The sequence below is a fragment of the Candidatus Pelagibacter sp. HIMB1593 genome (assembly GCF_052047755.1).
In the GTDB taxonomy this organism is placed as follows: Bacteria; Pseudomonadota; Alphaproteobacteria; order Pelagibacterales; family Pelagibacteraceae; genus Pelagibacter.
In genome coordinates this window covers 135,839-151,912 of record NZ_JBNAJK010000001.1, presented here as the reverse complement: position 1 = coordinate 151,912, position 16,074 = coordinate 135,839, and the positions used below count along the sequence as shown (strand labels likewise).

The window sequence follows — 16,074 nt, the reverse complement described above, 5'->3', positions numbered from 1 at the left end:
TGTTTTACTGTGAACAACTTTATTGAACAAGATGTATCATTAGAAAAATGTCCTGCATTAGTTCTTAATGCTGATTACAGACCTCTAAGCTATTACCCACTATCATTATGGTCATGGCAAGACACTGTGAAATCAGTTTTTCTTGATAGAGTTATAATTGTAAGTCATTACGATAGAACTATCAGAAGCCCTTCGTTTAATATGAAGCTACCAAGTGTTATAGCTTTAAAAGACTATATTGTTCCTCAAACGAAACCAAGTTTTACTAGATTTAACGTTTTTTTAAGAGATAAATTCTCTTGTCAATATTGTGGAAGTAATGAGGAACTTACTTTTGATCATTTGCTTCCAAGGTCTAAAGGTGGAGAAACAAATTGGGACAATGTTGTTACAGCTTGTTCAGCTTGTAATGTAAAAAAAGGTGGAAAATTATTAAAACACTCAGGAATGAAATTAAATCAATATCCATTTAGACCTTCAACAGAAGATTTGCATAAAAATGGTAAGAACTTTCCTCCTAACTTTTTACACAAAAGTTGGATGGATTATTTGTATTGGGATGTTGAATTAGAAACTTAAATTTTTTCAGAAATATTAATTGCAATTTTAGAACCAGTTTTAATTATTTTATCTAAAATACTATAAGGTCCTTTTTTAGTTGCACCCTTTTCATAAGCGATATCTTTATGATTAAGCTCATCTTCTCTAAATTTTGTAATTTTGTTTTTGAGAAATTTTTCATCTTCATCTAATTGATTAATTTGATTTAAATAATGTTCATCAATTACTTCCTCTACAGATGCTGTGCATAGCATGGCTGCCTTTTTCCCTAACAAAGTAGAACCAAATCCTAAACCAACACCTAGCAAATCCCACAGAGGTAAAAGTTTTGTAGGAGCAATGTTTCTTTTTTTAATTTCATTTTCAAAGAATTCACTATGTTCTTTTTCATGAATTTTCATATCTTCTATGATTTTTTTCAAATTTTCATCTTTGACAAATGTATTTAAAGCTAACAATTGACCTTCATATATTTTAACTGCTCCACGTTCACCAGCATGATCTACCCTTATAAATTCTTCAATTTTTTTTTTACTTACTTTTGGCATAGTTTAAATAAATTTTTAATGCATTGATTGTAATTAGTATAGAAATTACAATATTGTAAGTTGTAAGTGATAATCCAAAAATTTTAAATGTTACATCTTTGCAGCTCACATTTTGTTCCTGCAATTGTTTTAAAATCTCTTCTTTGGAAGTTGCCTCAGAGCCATTTTTTATGTCACAAACTAGAGATTCCTCGACAAATCCTTGTTCAATACCAAAATGATAAACTGATAAGATAGTAGCTGTTAAAAAAACTATTACCAATAAAATCAAAAATATTTTTTCAAACTGAAAAAATTTATAATTCAAGAGTATAATTACTATTGCAATTACATATGGAATTCTCTCTAAGATACAAAGATTGCATGGTTGATGACCTAAAACATATTCAATAAAGAACGCTGACATTAAAGCAATGAAACTGACAAATAAAATTAGATTAAGTAACAATGATTTGTTATTAAGCATTAAATTTAAAAATTAAAAATATAATTCCTAATACTATAATTATTAAAATTCCAATTATAGTGAACCATTTTGAACCATGCTTCTCCATGAATTCAGTAAATAAGTCACCGAATTTATAAGATAAATAAGCAACAATAAAAAATCTAAGACTTCTAGAGATTAAACTAACAACAATAAATAAAGGTAAACTAAAAGCAACAACACCACTTGCGATTGTGAATGCTTTATAGGGAAGTGGGGTAAATCCTGCAAGAAAAAGAATACTTAGCCAGGCAAAATAACCTACCGATCCCCGAGACAAACTTGCCTTCAAATATTCTACTTTATCTTCATAGCCATAAAATGTAATTACATGAATAGCTAAATCATAAAACAAATAACCTAGTAAATATCCAAAAATTCCACCTAAAACTGAAAATATAGATGCGATTAAAAATATTTTAAAATATTCTTTTTTTTTAGCAATCACCATAGGAATAATCATTACATCTGGAGGTATAGGAAAAAATGAACTTTCAGTGAAGGAAACAATTCCTAAGTATAAATTTGAACTTTTGTGAGCAGCTAAATTTAAACAATATTTATAAAGACTTTGGAACATTTTTTAGTTTTAATATAATTTTAGTTCTTATACTATTTAATTATTATTTAACAAAATGGGCGAATGGCGGAACTGGTAGACGCGCACGACTCAAAATCGTGTTTCGCAAGAAGTGAGAGTTCGATTCTCTCTTCGCCCACCAAAGTTTATGAATATTAAAAACTATAATAATCTTTTAGAACTATTTTATAATCAGTATACAAAAGAAAAAGCAGATCAAATTTTTCTAAAATCCTTAAAAAATTCAAACGATAAATTTTCTTGGAGAGAAACTTATTTGAATATTTTAAAATTAAGCAATGAGATTAAATCTTTAATTCAAAAAAAAGATAGATGTTTATTAATTTCAGAAAATAGGCCTGAATGGATGATATCTGATTTAGCGATAATGTTAGCAGGTGGAATTACTGTGCCAGCCTATACCACTTACACCGAAAGAGATTATGAATATTTAATTGATGATTGTAATCCATCAGTAATAGTTGTCTCAGATCAAGTTCAATATAATAAAATTAAAAATATAATTTCTATAAAGCCATTTATAAAAAAGGTTATCACCTTTGATCAAATTGACAGTCAATCAGATACTATATGTATTAAAGACATTTTTCTAAAGAATGATTGTGAAGAGATCGATTTTTTAAAATTAGAAATTTCAAGAAAAGATGTAGCTTGTATTATTTATACATCAGGAACCCAAGGTAACCCCAAGGGAGTAATGCTCAGCCATGGAGGGATTTTAAATAATTGTGAAGGTTCTTTTTCACTTTTAAAAGAGATAATATCTTACAAACCTAAATTCCTAACTTGGTTGCCATTATCGCATTCTTATGAACACACCGTTCAGTTTGTCCAAATAGCAATAGGAGCCGAAGTTTACTATGCAGAAAGTATAGATAAGTTGATTAAAAATATGGGAGAATGTAGTCCAGATATTATGACAGCTGTTCCAAGATTTTATCAGAATCTTTATCAAAAAATTAATTCTACTTTTAATAAAGCTACTGGTTTTAAAAAATCTCTAATAAACAAAATGCTTTATCTTGGAGAAAAAGTACTAACAAATCAAAAACTTACTTTTTTTGAAAAAGTGCAAAATACAATATGCGAAAAAATAGTTAGAAAAAAAATAAAAGCTCAATTTGGAGGTTCTCTAAAAGCATTCATTTCTGGAGGAGGTGCGCTAGATAAGGAAGTGGGTGTTTTTTTAAATTCGATAGGTTTACCGACTTTGCAAGGGTATGGGTTAACTGAAACTTCCCCAGTTGTAAGTTGCAACCCAATAAAAGATATAAGGATAGATACAGTAGGTCCTGCTTTTAGTGGTAATGAAGTGAAAATTGCTGACGATGGTGAAATTCTGGTTAAAGGTGAAAATGTTATGTTAGGCTATTGGAATAAAAAGGAAGAGACAGAAAAAGTTCTAAAGGATGGCTGGTTATATACTGGAGATATAGGACATTTTGAAAATGGATATTTAAAAATCACTGATAGAAAAAAAGATATTTTAATTACACCAGGTGGTGACGATATTTCTCCTGTGAAAATTGAAAATGATTTACTTAAGATTGAATTTGTAGAGCAAGCATTAGTTTATGGGGATAACAAACCATATTTAATAGCTATTTTAGTTTTAAATAATAATGAAAGTAATGTGTCAGATGAAAACATTTCAAAAGAAATAGAAACAATAAATAAAAACTTATCTAAGATAGAAAAAATTAAAAAGTTTTTTGTAATTAAAGATCAATTTACAATTGAAAATGGATTAATGACACCAACTTTAAAGTTAAAAAGATATAAAATTATTGAAAAGTATAAAAGTGAAATAGAAAAACTTTATTAAATTTCTTTAAATTAAGAGTTTATTTACCGCATAAACATTAACTAAATTAATTAAAAAATTTTTTATAATAAATAAAAAATAAAAAATAATTTTTTTAAAATTCGCTTTTAATTAATGATTTGACATAAGTTGTATAAAAAAATAAAAATAAGTTAACAACGAATCAATTTGATTCGTTAAACTAAAAAGGGAGCTAAAGATGCCTAAGAAAAGAAAAAAAGCGGCAAAGAAAACTAAGAAAAAAGCTAAGAAAAAAGCTAAGAAAAAAGCTAAAAAGGCTAAGAAAAGAAGAAAATAATAACTTAGTATTCTTTACAAAAAACGCTTCTCATAACTTTTTGTGTGAGAGGCGTTTTTTTTTATTCGTCTAAAGGTTCGTCAGTTTCAGAAATAGGTTCTTCGACAGGTAAATCAGCAGTTGGAGTTTTAGGAGTAGCACTAATAGCTTGTGTTTGTCCACCAACATTTCTCTTTAATGCTTTATCTAATTTTTTTTGAGTGTCTTCTGGAGATAAATTTAAAATTATCTGAAATTCTGATTGCATTCTTTCATAAGCTTTTTCAAAAAGTTGTCTTTCACTATAAGATTGATCAACCATAAGATCATCACCTTTGTTGAGATCTCTTACAACTTCAGCTAATTCATAAATTTTACCTGATGAAATTTTTGCCTCATATTCTTGTGCTCTTCTACTCCACATTGATCTTTTGATTTTTGGCTTACTTTTTAATATAGAAATACATTTGTTTACTTGATTAATTGTTGCCAAAGGCCTTAGGTGAGACTGTTTGTTAACGGGTACCATACCATTAGCTTTATCTTTTTCAAATTTTATAACGTATGTTTCAACATCAATACCACCAATATTTATCTTTTTAAATTCTGTAATTTGACCAACACCATGTTTTGGATAAACAACATAATCTTTAATTTTAAATTCTCTTTTTTCAGTTTCCTGTTTTTTAACTTTTTTTATCTCTGGCTTAACCTCATTAGTTTTTGATATTCTTAAATTATCTACTTTAGGTTCATCTTGCGTTTCAGTAGTTTTTGAAACTTTTTTAATTTTAGGTGATTTATTTGGAATTTTTTTTGAAACTTTTTTGGTTTTTTTTACTACTACTTTTTTAACTTTTTTAGTTTTAGGTTTTACAACTTTTTTAACTTTAATTACTTTTTTCTTTTTAACTTTTTTTATCATTTCTTTATCTGATTTGCCTTTAAAGATTTTCTTTAAAATACTTTTCGTACTTATTTTGCTCATTTTTAAATTTTTCATGATCCGCAGGGGGATCTTTTTTCTCACTTATGTTTGGCCAGATTTCTGAGTATTTTTTATTGATCTCTAGCCATTTTTCGCTTCCAGGTTCTGTATCTGCTTTTATAGCATCAACGGGACACTCTGGCTCACAAACGCCACAATCTATACACTCATCCGGTTTAATTACAAGCATATTTTTACCTTCATAAAAACAATCAACCGGACAAACGTCTACACAATCAGTAAGTTTACACTTAATACAATTATCGTTTACAATATAAGTCACTCTTTACTTTCCTTTTTTAATCTATGCTTAATATCCCCCATAGTTTTACTGTCAATGTATAAAAGTCCCGCTAGTCTTCTCATAAGATTTGTTTCATACATATCTGCATGTTCATTAGAATAAATAATTGACCAAAGAGCTTCCACTATTTTAATTTTATCTTTTTCAGGTAAATTTTTAATTTCTCTTGTGAAGTCTAAAATTTGGTTTGAATTTTCCTCAATAATTTTTGCATCTTGTATAGTTTTTGTGATTTTTTCACTTTCAAGGCCCAACTCTAGAAGTGTTTTTTTAATTATTTGCTCTTCTTTGTCAGTATAATTTTCATCTATTTTTGCAGCATGGATTAATAAAGCACAAACTTTTATTATAAAATTATTCTCTTCTTTTTTATCTGTCTTTTTAAAAAACATAAAATTAACCTAACTTGAGATTTTTAAGAACTTTAAATGGATTTTCATTTGAAACTTTTTTGTTCTGTATCTTTTTAAATTTTTTAACAGGATTATATTTAAAAAACATGTCTTGCTCTTTCTCATAAGTTTTATAATCCATTTTTTGTAATAATTTTTTAAAGTTCTCTTTGCTGCACCCTAAAAGATTTAACATTTCAGGTATCATTTTTATTTCATTATTTTCTTTTGAAGTAGCATTAATAATTTGCACAAAGAGTCTTTCAAGAATATCTATTCTTACAAAAAGATTATCAAATTTTTCAAATCCACAGAGAAGCATAAAGTTTTTATTTTTAGAGTCTTTATCTTCTAAAAAATTTAATCCAAAAGTTGGTGGTTTTAAATTATAGAATTTTTGATGAAAATTTTTCCACAATAAGGTTCTTAAAGATACAGCATCTGGTTTTATAAGCTGATAAAGGAATACATGGTATCTTCCAAATTTTACACCCAATTCTCTAAGTACTTTTCTATCTATTTGTTCAAGATTTTTTAAATAATCAGAAACTTGTTCTCTTTTTAAAACACCATTATTTTCATAAAGCTGATAAGCCAAAGCCTTAATTGAAGACTTATCTTCTTTAATGTTTTTTAAATCTATTAAACTTTTCAAGACATCGCTTATTTTAGAGTTTAGCCATTTTTGAATAAAATCATTTAGTTTTTGTTTTGGATTTTGTTCAATAATGTCATCAACGACTAAAGTAAAATTAGGACTTAAATAATCATTTCCTGGTAACAGTCTAGCAATTGGAAATTCATTCCAATATATTTTAAAATCCTCTTTTAAATCTATTAATCCCGTATCTATAATTGATTGAATTCTTTTATTAAACTCAGGCCCAATTGATTGTCTAGCAGCTTTTTTTAATGACTTGATATCAGTTTCAAGAGAGCCTTTTTTTAAATCTAATTCTAATTTCAAACCTTTGATTTTACCAATAAACTGATCATCTATTTTAACGTCATTGTTCTGTAATATTTCAGTTTTGAATTCCATGTCTTGTTTTAAACCTCTTGCAAGTATACTTGCTCTTTTGTCGATAAAAGTCTTGGTAAGTTCTTCATGAAGTCTGTCAGAAAGTCTATCTTCTAAATGTTTTGTTTTTTCTATCCAATAATTTTGATTTTCTACCCAATTATTTTTATTTGAAACATAAGACCAAGTTCTTACATTTGCAATTCTATTTGATAAAGAATCTACATTTCCCTCTAATTTATCAAGTTTCATGAGTTGTAATCTCATGTAATCTTCTGAAATTAGACCTTTTTCACTGTTTAAAAATTTAAAAACATTTTTGATCACTTCATAATGATTGCCATAGGTTTTTTTAACAAAATCAGGTATCTGACAACATTCCCATAATAATTTGAGAGTTCTTTCGTTAAATTCTAGATTATTTTTTTCATCTTTTATAAAATATTTTAGCGCTCTTTCATCCTCACATTCGTGAACTTTTCTTAACCATTCCATCTGGGGTCTTTCTTCAAGACTTTTAATCAGTGAATTTGGGTTATTGAAATTAAGATCAGAATTTCTCCAGAATAAAGTTCTTATTTCTTCAAATTTATGTCCTTCAATTAATTCCACTTCTTCAGGTGAAATTTCTTTACAATCACCAGTTATTCCAAAACCACCATCATTTAAATATCTTCCAGCTCTTCCCGCTATTTGACCTATTTCAGATAAATTTAATTTTCTTAATTTTTTTCCATCAAATTTTTTAAGATTTGAAAAATATACATAATCTAGATCCATATTTATTCCCATTCCAATAGCGTCAGTGGCTACTAAAAAATCGACATCTCCAGATTGGTAAAGTTCTACTTGAGCATTTCTCGTTTTAGGACTTAATGAACCCATAACTATAGCTGCCCCACCCTTTTGTCTTCTTATTAATTCTGCTATTGCATAAACTTCCTCCGCTGAAAAAGCTATAATTGCAGTTTTTCTATTTATCCTTGATATCTTTTTATGTCCGGCATAAGTGAGTTTTGACAATCTATCTCTATTAATAAACTCTAAATCCTCGTTTAATTTAGATATGATGTTTTTAATAGTACTAGAACCCATTAGCATCGTAAGTTTTTCACCTCTTAAATTTAATAATCTATCTGTGAATATGTGACCTCTTTCATGATCTGCACACATTTGGATTTCATCTATGCCCACAAATTCTAAATGTTTTTCAATAGGCATTGATTCGACTGTGCATAAATAATATTTTGCGTTTGTAGGAATTATTTTTTCTTCACCAGTAATTAAAGCAACTTTGTCTATACTAATTTTTTTTATTACTTTATCGTAAACCTCTCTTGCTAATAATCTTAATGGGAACCCAATCATTCCGCTGTCAAAAGATAGCATTGTGTCAATTGCAAGATGAGTTTTACCTGTGTTTGTTGGACCAAGAACAGCTGTAATTTTATTTTTAGGCATTTCTATCTTTGGTGTATAATTTTTTTTACCTACCAGATATTGTTAGTGCTAAAGAACAAAAATAGACTAAAACATGACCGAATCGGAGGGTAAAAAGTTCTCATTTTTATATTAATATTAATGAGAATATCATAATTGAGATTAATTCTATAATAGTAATTTAATAAAATAAAAATGACCAATAAACTTTGGGAAGCATCTATAAAAGAGAAAAAAAATTCAAATCTTTATGCTTTTGAGAAATTTATTTCAAATAAAATCAAAAAAAAATTTAATTTAAATTACAAAACTTTTTTAAATTGGACTGTTAAAAATTCTCCTGAGTTTTGGAATTATTTTTGGGAATTTTCAGAAATTAAAGGATTGAAAAGTAAAAAAAAAATTAAAAAATCTAAAATATTTTATAAAAATTTATTCTTACCAGGTAGTAAGTTAAATTTTGGTGAGAATTTATTGTCAAAAAATAATGATGATAAGGCAATCACTTTTATAAGCGAAAATGGTTTTAGAGAAGAAAAGTCTTGGAGAGAATTAAATTTAAGTACAGGCAAAATTGTAAAGTTTTTAAAGGAAATTAAAATTAAAAAAGGAGACAGAGTTGCAGCTTATATGCCTAATACTATCGAGACAGTTGAGGCGTTTATAGCAGCGAGTACTTTAGGAAGCATTTGGTCTTCATGCAGTCCTGATTTTGGTATTAAAGGTGTTGTTGAAAGATTTTCTCAAATTAATCCAAAAGTTTTGTTCATTACAGACCAGTATTTTTACAATGGGAAAAAAATTAATGTATTAGAGAGATTATCTCAAATTTTAAAATCTATTCCATCAATTAAAAATGTTGTGATTGTTAATTATCCTGGAAAAAAATATGTCACTAATAAAAGTAAATATAAGAAAATAAATTTAATTAAATGGCGTGAGATTATTCAAAATCAATCTGAAAAAATAAATTTTAAAAAGTATGATTTCGAAAGCGAGTTGACTATTTTATATTCAAGTGGAACAACCGGAAAACCAAAATGTATTTGCCACAGAACTGGTGGAGTTCTTCTTCAACATAAGAAAGAACACCAATTACATTGCGATATAAAAGAAAATGATAACGTGTTTTATTTTACCACTTGTGGTTGGATGATGTGGAATTGGTTAGTAAGCTCGTTAGCTTCAAAGGCATCAATAGTACTTTTTGATGGTTCTCCAATGTATAAATCAAGTGATTTACTTTTAAAAATAGCACAAAGAGAAAAAATTACTCTGTTTGGAATTAGTGCTAAATATATTGATGCTCTAAGAAAATTAGAACCTAATCTTAAATTTAAATATAAACTTCAAAAACTAAAAACAATATGTTCAACAGGTTCTCCTTTATCAAGTGAAGGTTTTAAATATGTTTATAAAAATATTAAAAAGAAAGTTCATCTCTCATCTATTTCGGGTGGTACAGATATTGTATCATGTTTTGTTTTAGGAAATATATATCAGCCAGTAAATATTGGTGAAATACAAAATTCAGGCTTAGGTTTAGATGTTGATGTTTTTAATGATAGCGGTAAATCTTTAAAAAATTCTAAAGGTGAACTAGTTTGTAAAAATCCATTTCCATCAATGCCTCTTAAATTTTGGAATGATAAAAATGACGTAAAATTTAAAAAAGCTTACTTCAATAGATATAAAAATACTTGGCATCATGGTGATTATGCTGAAAGAAGAAATACCGATGGTTTTATTATACATGGAAGATCTGACACTACCCTTAATCCAGGAGGTGTAAGACTTGGTACTGCTGAAATATATTCTGAGGTTGAAAAGTTTAAAGAAATTAAAGAAGCACTAGTAGTTGGTCAATCTTTGGATAATGATATAAGAATAATTCTTTTCGTTGTAATGAGTAATGAATACATACTTAATGATTCTTTACTTAATAGAATAAAAACTCAAATAAGAATAAATGCATCACCAAGACATGTCCCTAGCAAAGTAATTGTTGTAAAAGATATTCCAAGAACCAAAAGTGGTAAAATTGTTGAGCTTGCAGTTAAAAGCACTATAGAAGGAAGTGTTGTTAAAAATAAAGAAGCTTTAGCAAACCCAGAAGTTTTAAAACAATACAAAAATTTGAAACAGTTAAGTTATTAAATGTTAAAAAATATAGTTAAAGATTTAAAACCATCTTCTACGCTAGCAATTAATGAAGCTTCAAAAAAACTTGAAGATGAAGGAAAAAAAATATTTAAATTTGGTTTTGGACAATCACCCTTTAAAGTTCCACAAGACGTAGTAGAGGAGCTTAAAAACAATGCGTATCAAAACAAATATTTGCCCATGCAAGGTCTTTCAGAACTAAGACAGTCTGTTGCAAAATACTCATCAAAGAAAAAAAATTATGAATATAATTCTGAGAATGTCATCATAGGACCAGGCTCTAAAGAGTTGATGTTTTTACTTCATGTAATATTCGATGGTGAAATTATATTGCCTGCACCTAGTTGGGTTTCTTATGCGCCACAAGCAATATTAGGAAGAAACAAAATTCAAATTTTACAAACAAAAAGAGAAAATAATTGGTTCCCTACAGCCCAAGAAATAGAGGAAGTAATATTAAAAGATAAAAATAAAAATTATTTATTATTTTTAAATTCCCCCAATAATCCTTCAGGACAAGTTTGTGAAAATTTGGAAGAGATTTCTAATGTTGCAAATAAACATAATCTTATAATTTTATCTGATGAGATATATTCAGAACTGACTTTTACAAAAAATTATAAGTCTATTTCAAATTTTTGTCCTGAAAAAACAATTATCAGTACCGGCCTAAGTAAATGGTGTGGAGCTGGTGGTTGGAGATTGGGATATTTTATTGTCCCAGAGAGCTTAAATGACATAAAAAATATGATTAATGTTTTAGCCAGTGAAACCTTTTCAGCAGTAAGTGCGCCTATCCAATATGCTGCAATAAAAGCATATGAAAACAATCATAGTAAATACATTAATAAATCTAGAAATATTTTAAAGGCTGTCGGCAATTATGTTTATAAAAATTTAAAATCAAACAAAATTTTAATTAATGAACCTCAAGGAGGTTTCTATTTAATGCCTGAATTTTTAAATTCTAAATTTAAAACTTCATCAGAAATGTGTGAAAATATTTTAAAAGAAACAGGTGTTGCATTATTACCTGGATCAGATTTTGGATTTAATGAAAGTAAAATGCTTGCAAGATTAAGCTTTACTGATTTTGATGGAGAAAAATTCATGAATAGTATTAAGGAAGATCAATCTATTGATTTTAATATAATCGAAAAGTTGGCACCAAAGGTTGTAGAAGGTATTGATAATTTAAAAAAATGGTCAGAAAATCTTTAAAATCAGCCTATACATCTATTATAATTTTTTGGTAAGATTAATTTATAAAAAATAACGACATACAATTATAGAGAGGGAAAAATAATGAAAAAAATAATCACATCCCTATCAAGTGCTTTACTGATTTTATTTGCATCACTGTCCTTAACTACAGTTGCTAAATCAGCTGAGTTCTTCACGATAGGAACTGGTGGACCTACTGGAGTATATTTCCAAACAGGTAACGCTATATGTAAAATGCTTCATAAATCAGCAATTAGTGCTGAGCACGGTAGAAAAAAAGGTACAGCTAAAGCGTATAGATGTACTGCTCCATCGACAGGTGGTTCAAACTACAATATTGGACAAATAGCAGCTGGAGAATTTCAATTTGGTGTAGCTCAATCTGACTGGCAATATCACGCAGTGAATGGTTCAAGCAAATGGGAAGGAAAACAGTTTAGTGATTTGAGAGCTGTGTTTTCAGTTCACAACGAACCTTTTCAAATTTGGGCTAGAAAAAAAGCAAGAATTAAAGATTTTGCAGACTTAGAAGGTAAAGTAGTAAACATTGGTAACCCTGGTTCTGGTCAGAGAGGAACTATGGAAGAGCTAATGAAAGCTATGGGTGTTGATAATAGTTTCTTTAAATCAACAACAGAGTTAACTTCTTCAGAGCAAGTGAAAGCTTTATGTGATGGTAAAATTGATGCATTTGGTTATTCGGTAGGATTTCCAAATGGTGCAATGGAACAAGCAGCAACTTGTGCAGCTAAAGCATCTCCAATCAATTTGACTGGACCAGAAGTTCAAGGCTTAATTGATGGTGCTGATTATTATGCGCAAGCTGTAATTCCTAAAGGCACTTATACAAAACAGAAAAAAGATGCTACTACATTTGGTGTTAAAGCAACTGTGGTAACTTCGGCAGATGTTTCTGAAGAATTAGTATACTTAGTTACAAAAGCAGTTTTTGAAAACTTTGATGATTTCAAAAAACAACATCCAGCATTTGGATTTTTGGAAAAGAAAAACATGATTAAAGATGGTTTATCTGCTCCACTACATCCTGGTGCAATTAAATATTATAAAGAAGCTGGATTAATGTAATCTAAGTTTTTTACTTTTTAAAAGGCCTGGTAATTTTTACCGGGCCTTTTTTTTATGGTATGAATATTTCTTATGAGTGATTCAATTAGTGCCAATATAAAAAATAAAATAAGCGAGGATTTATCACCAACTAGAAACATTACTGGATTTCATTTAAAGGTAGTATCTGCAATAGCTATCATTTGGTCCTTATTTCAACTTTGGTACGCATCACCATTTCCATTTATGTTGAATATTGGAATGTTCAAAGGTTTACCGGCTAGAGCAATACATTTAGGATTTGCATTAACTTTAGCATTTTTAATTTACCCGGTAGCAAAAGGAAAAAAAATTTCATTTTTTGATATTATTATAAGTTTTGTAGGTGCTTTTTCTTGTCTCTATATTTATTTTTTTTATGATCAACTAGTAGAGAGGGGTGGTGTCCTTTTAAGTTTGGAAATCACTGATACATTTAATTTTCCAGTAGAATTAATTTTAGGAGGATGTGGTATTTTAATTCTTTTAGAGGCCACAAGAAGAGCAATTGGATTACCTTTGGTAATCATTGCAACTTGTTTTTTATTATTTTCATATTTTGGAAGGTATGCCCCAGAAATAATATCTCATGGAGGCTTGTCTTTAAATAGATTGGTAGGATTTCAATGGTTGGATCAAGAGGCAATATTTGGAATCCCTATTGGGGTTTCCGTAGATTTTATTTTTCTGTTCGTTTTATTTGGTGCCTTACTTGAAACAGCAGGTGGTGGTAAATATTTTTTAGATTTAGCTTTTGCGATGGTTGGTAAAATGAGAGGTGGACCAGCCAAAGCCGCAATTCTAGGTTCAGGAATGACTGGCTTAATTTCAGGATCATCAATTGCTAATACCGTAACTACTGGAACATTTACTATTCCAATAATGAAAAAAACAGGTTTCTCTAAAGAAAAGGCAGGTGCAATTGAGGTTTCATCATCTGTAAATGGACAAATAATGCCGCCTGTGATGGGTGCCGCAGCATTTGTAATGGCAAGTTTTATTGGAGTTACTTATTTTGAAATAGTTAAACATGCTTTTTTACCTGCAATTATTTCCTATATTGCTCTATTTTATATATCTCACCTAGAAGCTTTAAAATTAAATCTTAAAGGAATGGACGATGCGGACGTTCCTAATTTGAAAAAAACATTTTTATCTGGAATTCACTTTTTAATTCCTATTTTTGTTTTAATTTATACTCTTGTTTATTTAAGGTTTACTGCCTCGTATTCAATTTTTTATGCAACAATTACTTTAATTTTAGTAAATCTAATCAACTTAATAATTAAAAATAATTATTCTAAAGATTCTTTTAAAGAATGGTTTAATCAAACAATCGTTGGTTTTGAAAAAGGAGCATTAAATATGGTTGCAGTTGGCATTGCAATTGCTACAGCTGGTATCATAGTAGGTGCAGTTGGCTCAACTGGCTTAAGTACAAACTTAATTATTGTTATCGAATCTATTGCTAAAGATAATGTCACAATACTATTATTTTTAACTATAATTTTGTGTTTATTATTAGGAATGGGTTTACCAACCACTGCAAATTATGTTGTAGTTGCATCTTTGATGGCAACTGTTTTAGTTGATGTTGGAAATGCATCTGGGTTTATTTTTCCACTGATAGCAGTTCATTTATTTGTTTTTTACTTTGGACTGATGGCAGATGTAACACCGCCAGTAGGACTAGCTTCTTATGCAGCTGCGGGAATATCAGGAGGAGATCCATTAAGAACTGGAGTTCAAGCTTTCTGGTATAGTTTAAGAACAGGAATATTGCCGATAGTCTTTTTATTTAATCATGAACTTTTACTTATTGGTATTGAGAATATTTGGCATGGACTAGTTGTTATTATAACTTCATTAATTGGAATTTTAGTTTTTACATCAGCGACACAAGGATGGTTTGTAAATAAACTTAAATGGTACGAAATTATTATTTTTTTAATCATTTCTATTTCTTTGTTGTCTCCAGATTTTGTTTTAAATAAATTTTATCCAAAATATAATTATGAAGAAATTAGTAAAATAAATTCATTAAAATTAGATTCAGAAAAAGAAATTCAAATTAAAATAACGAGACCTAGTTTATATGGAGAAAGATATAAGCTTTTTGTAATATCAAAAAATACATTTGAGGATCATTTTACTCTAGAGGATTATGGGATTACTTTATTAGAGCAGGATGAAAAAATAATAGTTGATAATTTAAAATGGAATGGAGAAGCAAAAAAAAATGGTTTTGAAATGGGAGATTATATCAGTGAATTCAAAATTGAAAATTCTGATAGACCATCGAAAAATATAGTTTATCCAATTGCTTTAATTTTATTAGTTATTTGTGGATATTTTAATATTAGAAGAAAGGAATGAATTAACCACCTGGACCTAAGTTTGAAGGTTTAACTTTTAAAATTTTCCAAACTCCAGTTGCTGATGTTATAATTTTATTGTTACATTTAAGCTCACAAAATAAAAATATTAATGTATTTGTTTTTTTTAATATTTTTGTGTGCCCAATAATTTCATCACCAACTTTTGAGACACCAATAAATTTAATATCTAACGAAATAGTTACACATGGAGCATTACCAGAAGATCTGTGAGCTGCGGTTCCAGCACCAGCATCTATTAATGCCGATAGATATCCTCCATGAGTTATTCCTGCAGCATTTAAGTGATTTTCATTTATAGTAGATTTAAATTCATATTCAGTTTCAGAGATATTTCTAAACAAAACACCTCCATTATGTTTCATGAACCCTGGGGTTAGACTTATTTGTTCAAACTCATTACTCATAAAATTTACAATACAATTGTTAATAGCAATAATAACAATGTAATAATTATAAAAAAGTAAATTACTGATTTTTGTAAAGAAGCTTTTAATAGCCAATCAATCATTTTTTTCCTTTTTGGTGGACCGCCCAGAACTCGAATCTGGAATCTCCCGGTTCGTAGCCGAGCGCCTTATCCAATTTGGCCAGCGGTCCAAAATTAATTTTATTAAAGATACTGTATTTTATGGTTTTATTAACAAATTTTGTTCAATTAAAACACAGCTTTGCATAAAAAGATTAATTAATGTGATAAAATAACATAAAAATATATTTTATTTGAGTGTATAAGCCTTTTA

14 protein-coding genes and 2 tRNA genes are annotated in these 16,074 nt (G+C 28.5%); 7 read left to right on the top strand and 9 right to left on the bottom strand.

Going from position 1 to position 16,074, the window contains the following annotated elements; translation table 11 throughout:
* Positions 1 to 9: 9 nt before the first annotated feature.
* Entirely contained in the window at positions 10 to 579 is a 570-nt protein-coding gene (locus ACTTA0_RS00775; RefSeq protein WP_262590094.1) for an HNH endonuclease, read from the top strand.
* Here ACTTA0_RS00775 and ACTTA0_RS00770 read toward each other — a convergent pair.
* Genes ACTTA0_RS00770 through ACTTA0_RS00760 form a run of 3 tightly spaced genes read right to left on the bottom strand, consistent with a single transcriptional unit; the run spans position 576 to position 2,176 of the window.
* The gene (locus ACTTA0_RS00770; RefSeq protein ID WP_262590095.1) at positions 576 to 1,109 is read right to left on the bottom strand and encodes a demethoxyubiquinone hydroxylase family protein; all 534 of its coding nucleotides are present in this window, start codon (positions 1,107 to 1,109) and stop codon (positions 576 to 578) included. The two genes, ACTTA0_RS00775 and ACTTA0_RS00770, sit on opposite strands and share 4 nt — an antisense overlap.
* Complete coding sequence (locus ACTTA0_RS00765) at positions 1,093 to 1,575, bottom strand: disulfide bond formation protein B (RefSeq protein ID WP_440675536.1); 483 nt, start codon at positions 1,573 to 1,575, stop codon at positions 1,093 to 1,095. Before ACTTA0_RS00765 ends, ACTTA0_RS00770 begins: the two co-directional genes overlap by 17 nt.
* A complete protein-coding gene (locus ACTTA0_RS00760) occupies positions 1,568 to 2,176 on the bottom strand; it encodes a YqaA family protein (RefSeq protein ID WP_440675535.1) in 609 nt (202 codons plus the stop codon). Before ACTTA0_RS00760 ends, ACTTA0_RS00765 begins: the two co-directional genes overlap by 8 nt.
* A 57-nt stretch (positions 2,177 to 2,233) precedes the next feature.
* Between ACTTA0_RS00760 and ACTTA0_RS00755 the strand changes: the two genes are divergently transcribed.
* Positions 2,234 to 2,318, top strand: a tRNA-Leu gene (locus ACTTA0_RS00755).
* 6 nt (positions 2,319 to 2,324) lie between these two features.
* Complete coding sequence (locus tag ACTTA0_RS00750) at positions 2,325 to 4,022, top strand: AMP-dependent synthetase/ligase (protein ID WP_440675534.1); 1,698 nt, start codon at positions 2,325 to 2,327, stop codon at positions 4,020 to 4,022.
* A 359-nt stretch (positions 4,023 to 4,381) separates the two neighbouring features.
* Here the strand turns inward: ACTTA0_RS00750 and ACTTA0_RS00745 are convergent, their stop codons facing one another.
* From ACTTA0_RS00745 to ACTTA0_RS00730, 4 genes are read right to left on the bottom strand one after another with little or no spacing between them, the layout of a single operon-like run.
* The gene (locus tag ACTTA0_RS00745) at positions 4,382 to 5,302 is read right to left on the bottom strand and encodes a CarD family transcriptional regulator (protein ID WP_440675533.1); all 921 of its coding nucleotides are present in this window, start codon (positions 5,300 to 5,302) and stop codon (positions 4,382 to 4,384) included.
* A complete protein-coding gene (fdxA, locus tag ACTTA0_RS00740; protein WP_075484280.1) occupies positions 5,244 to 5,570 on the bottom strand; it encodes a ferredoxin FdxA in 327 nt (108 codons plus the stop codon). The genes ACTTA0_RS00745 and fdxA overlap by 59 nt, the downstream gene beginning before the upstream one ends.
* A complete protein-coding gene (locus ACTTA0_RS00735) occupies positions 5,567 to 5,983 on the bottom strand; it encodes a TerB family tellurite resistance protein (RefSeq protein ID WP_440675532.1) in 417 nt (138 codons plus the stop codon). Before ACTTA0_RS00735 ends, fdxA begins: the two co-directional genes overlap by 4 nt.
* 4 nt (positions 5,984 to 5,987) lie before the next feature.
* Positions 5,988 to 8,465 carry a helicase-related protein gene (locus ACTTA0_RS00730; RefSeq protein WP_440675531.1) on the bottom strand — a complete coding sequence of 826 codons (2,478 nt, stop codon included), beginning with the start codon at positions 8,463 to 8,465 and terminating at the stop codon, positions 5,988 to 5,990.
* 174 nt (positions 8,466 to 8,639) lie between these two features.
* Here ACTTA0_RS00730 and ACTTA0_RS00725 point away from each other — a divergent pair, with 174 nt between their 5' ends.
* From ACTTA0_RS00725 to ACTTA0_RS00710, 4 genes are all read left to right on the top strand, one after another.
* Positions 8,640 to 10,601, top strand: a complete 1,962-nt coding sequence (locus ACTTA0_RS00725; RefSeq protein ID WP_440675530.1) for an acetoacetate--CoA ligase — start codon at positions 8,640 to 8,642, stop codon at positions 10,599 to 10,601.
* Positions 10,602 to 11,828: a pyridoxal phosphate-dependent aminotransferase gene (locus ACTTA0_RS00720; protein WP_440675529.1), complete on the top strand. Its 1,227-nt coding sequence runs from the start codon at positions 10,602 to 10,604 to the stop codon at positions 11,826 to 11,828. It begins immediately after the preceding gene.
* Between the two features lie 84 nt (positions 11,829 to 11,912).
* Positions 11,913 to 12,917, top strand: a complete 1,005-nt coding sequence (locus tag ACTTA0_RS00715; RefSeq protein ID WP_262590104.1) for a TAXI family TRAP transporter solute-binding subunit — start codon at positions 11,913 to 11,915, stop codon at positions 12,915 to 12,917.
* A 72-nt stretch (positions 12,918 to 12,989) separates the two neighbouring features.
* Positions 12,990 to 15,311, top strand: a complete 2,322-nt coding sequence (locus ACTTA0_RS00710) for a TRAP transporter permease (protein ID WP_440675528.1) — start codon at positions 12,990 to 12,992, stop codon at positions 15,309 to 15,311.
* Position 15,312: 1 nt separating this feature from the next.
* Here the strand turns inward: ACTTA0_RS00710 and ACTTA0_RS00705 are convergent, their stop codons facing one another.
* On the bottom strand, positions 15,313 to 15,738 hold the full coding sequence (locus ACTTA0_RS00705; protein WP_440675527.1) for a PaaI family thioesterase: 426 nt from the start codon (positions 15,736 to 15,738) through the stop codon (positions 15,313 to 15,315).
* Positions 15,739 to 15,854: 116 nt separating this feature from the next.
* Positions 15,855 to 15,931, bottom strand: a tRNA-Arg gene (locus ACTTA0_RS00700).
* Positions 15,932 to 16,074 lie beyond the last annotated feature (143 nt).

Bases quoted from the DNA above. Each gene is read 5' to 3' on its own strand.
- ACTTA0_RS00735 (WP_440675532.1), bottom strand. From the start codon at position 5,983: ATGTTTTTTAAAAAGACAGATAAAAAAGAAGAGAATAATTTTATAATA.
- ACTTA0_RS00770 (WP_262590095.1), bottom strand. From the start codon at position 1,109: ATGCCAAAAGTAAGTAAAAAAAAAATTGAAGAATTTATAAGGGTAGAT.
- ACTTA0_RS00720 (WP_440675529.1), top strand. From the start codon at position 10,602: ATGTTAAAAAATATAGTTAAAGATTTAAAACCATCTTCTACGCTAGCA.
- ACTTA0_RS00760 (WP_440675535.1), bottom strand. From the start codon at position 2,176: ATGTTCCAAAGTCTTTATAAATATTGTTTAAATTTAGCTGCTCACAAA.
- ACTTA0_RS00710 (WP_440675528.1), top strand. From the start codon at position 12,990: ATGAGTGATTCAATTAGTGCCAATATAAAAAATAAAATAAGCGAGGAT.
- ACTTA0_RS00730 (WP_440675531.1), bottom strand. From the start codon at position 8,465: ATGCCTAAAAATAAAATTACAGCTGTTCTTGGTCCAACAAACACAGGT.
- ACTTA0_RS00715 (WP_262590104.1), top strand. From the start codon at position 11,913: ATGAAAAAAATAATCACATCCCTATCAAGTGCTTTACTGATTTTATTT.
- ACTTA0_RS00705 (WP_440675527.1), bottom strand. From the start codon at position 15,738: ATGAGTAATGAGTTTGAACAAATAAGTCTAACCCCAGGGTTCATGAAA.
- ACTTA0_RS00725 (WP_440675530.1), top strand. From the start codon at position 8,640: ATGACCAATAAACTTTGGGAAGCATCTATAAAAGAGAAAAAAAATTCA.
- ACTTA0_RS00750 (WP_440675534.1), top strand. From the start codon at position 2,325: ATGAATATTAAAAACTATAATAATCTTTTAGAACTATTTTATAATCAG.
- ACTTA0_RS00745 (WP_440675533.1), bottom strand. From the start codon at position 5,302: ATGAAAAATTTAAAAATGAGCAAAATAAGTACGAAAAGTATTTTAAAG.
- ACTTA0_RS00765 (WP_440675536.1), bottom strand. From the start codon at position 1,575: ATGCTTAATAACAAATCATTGTTACTTAATCTAATTTTATTTGTCAGT.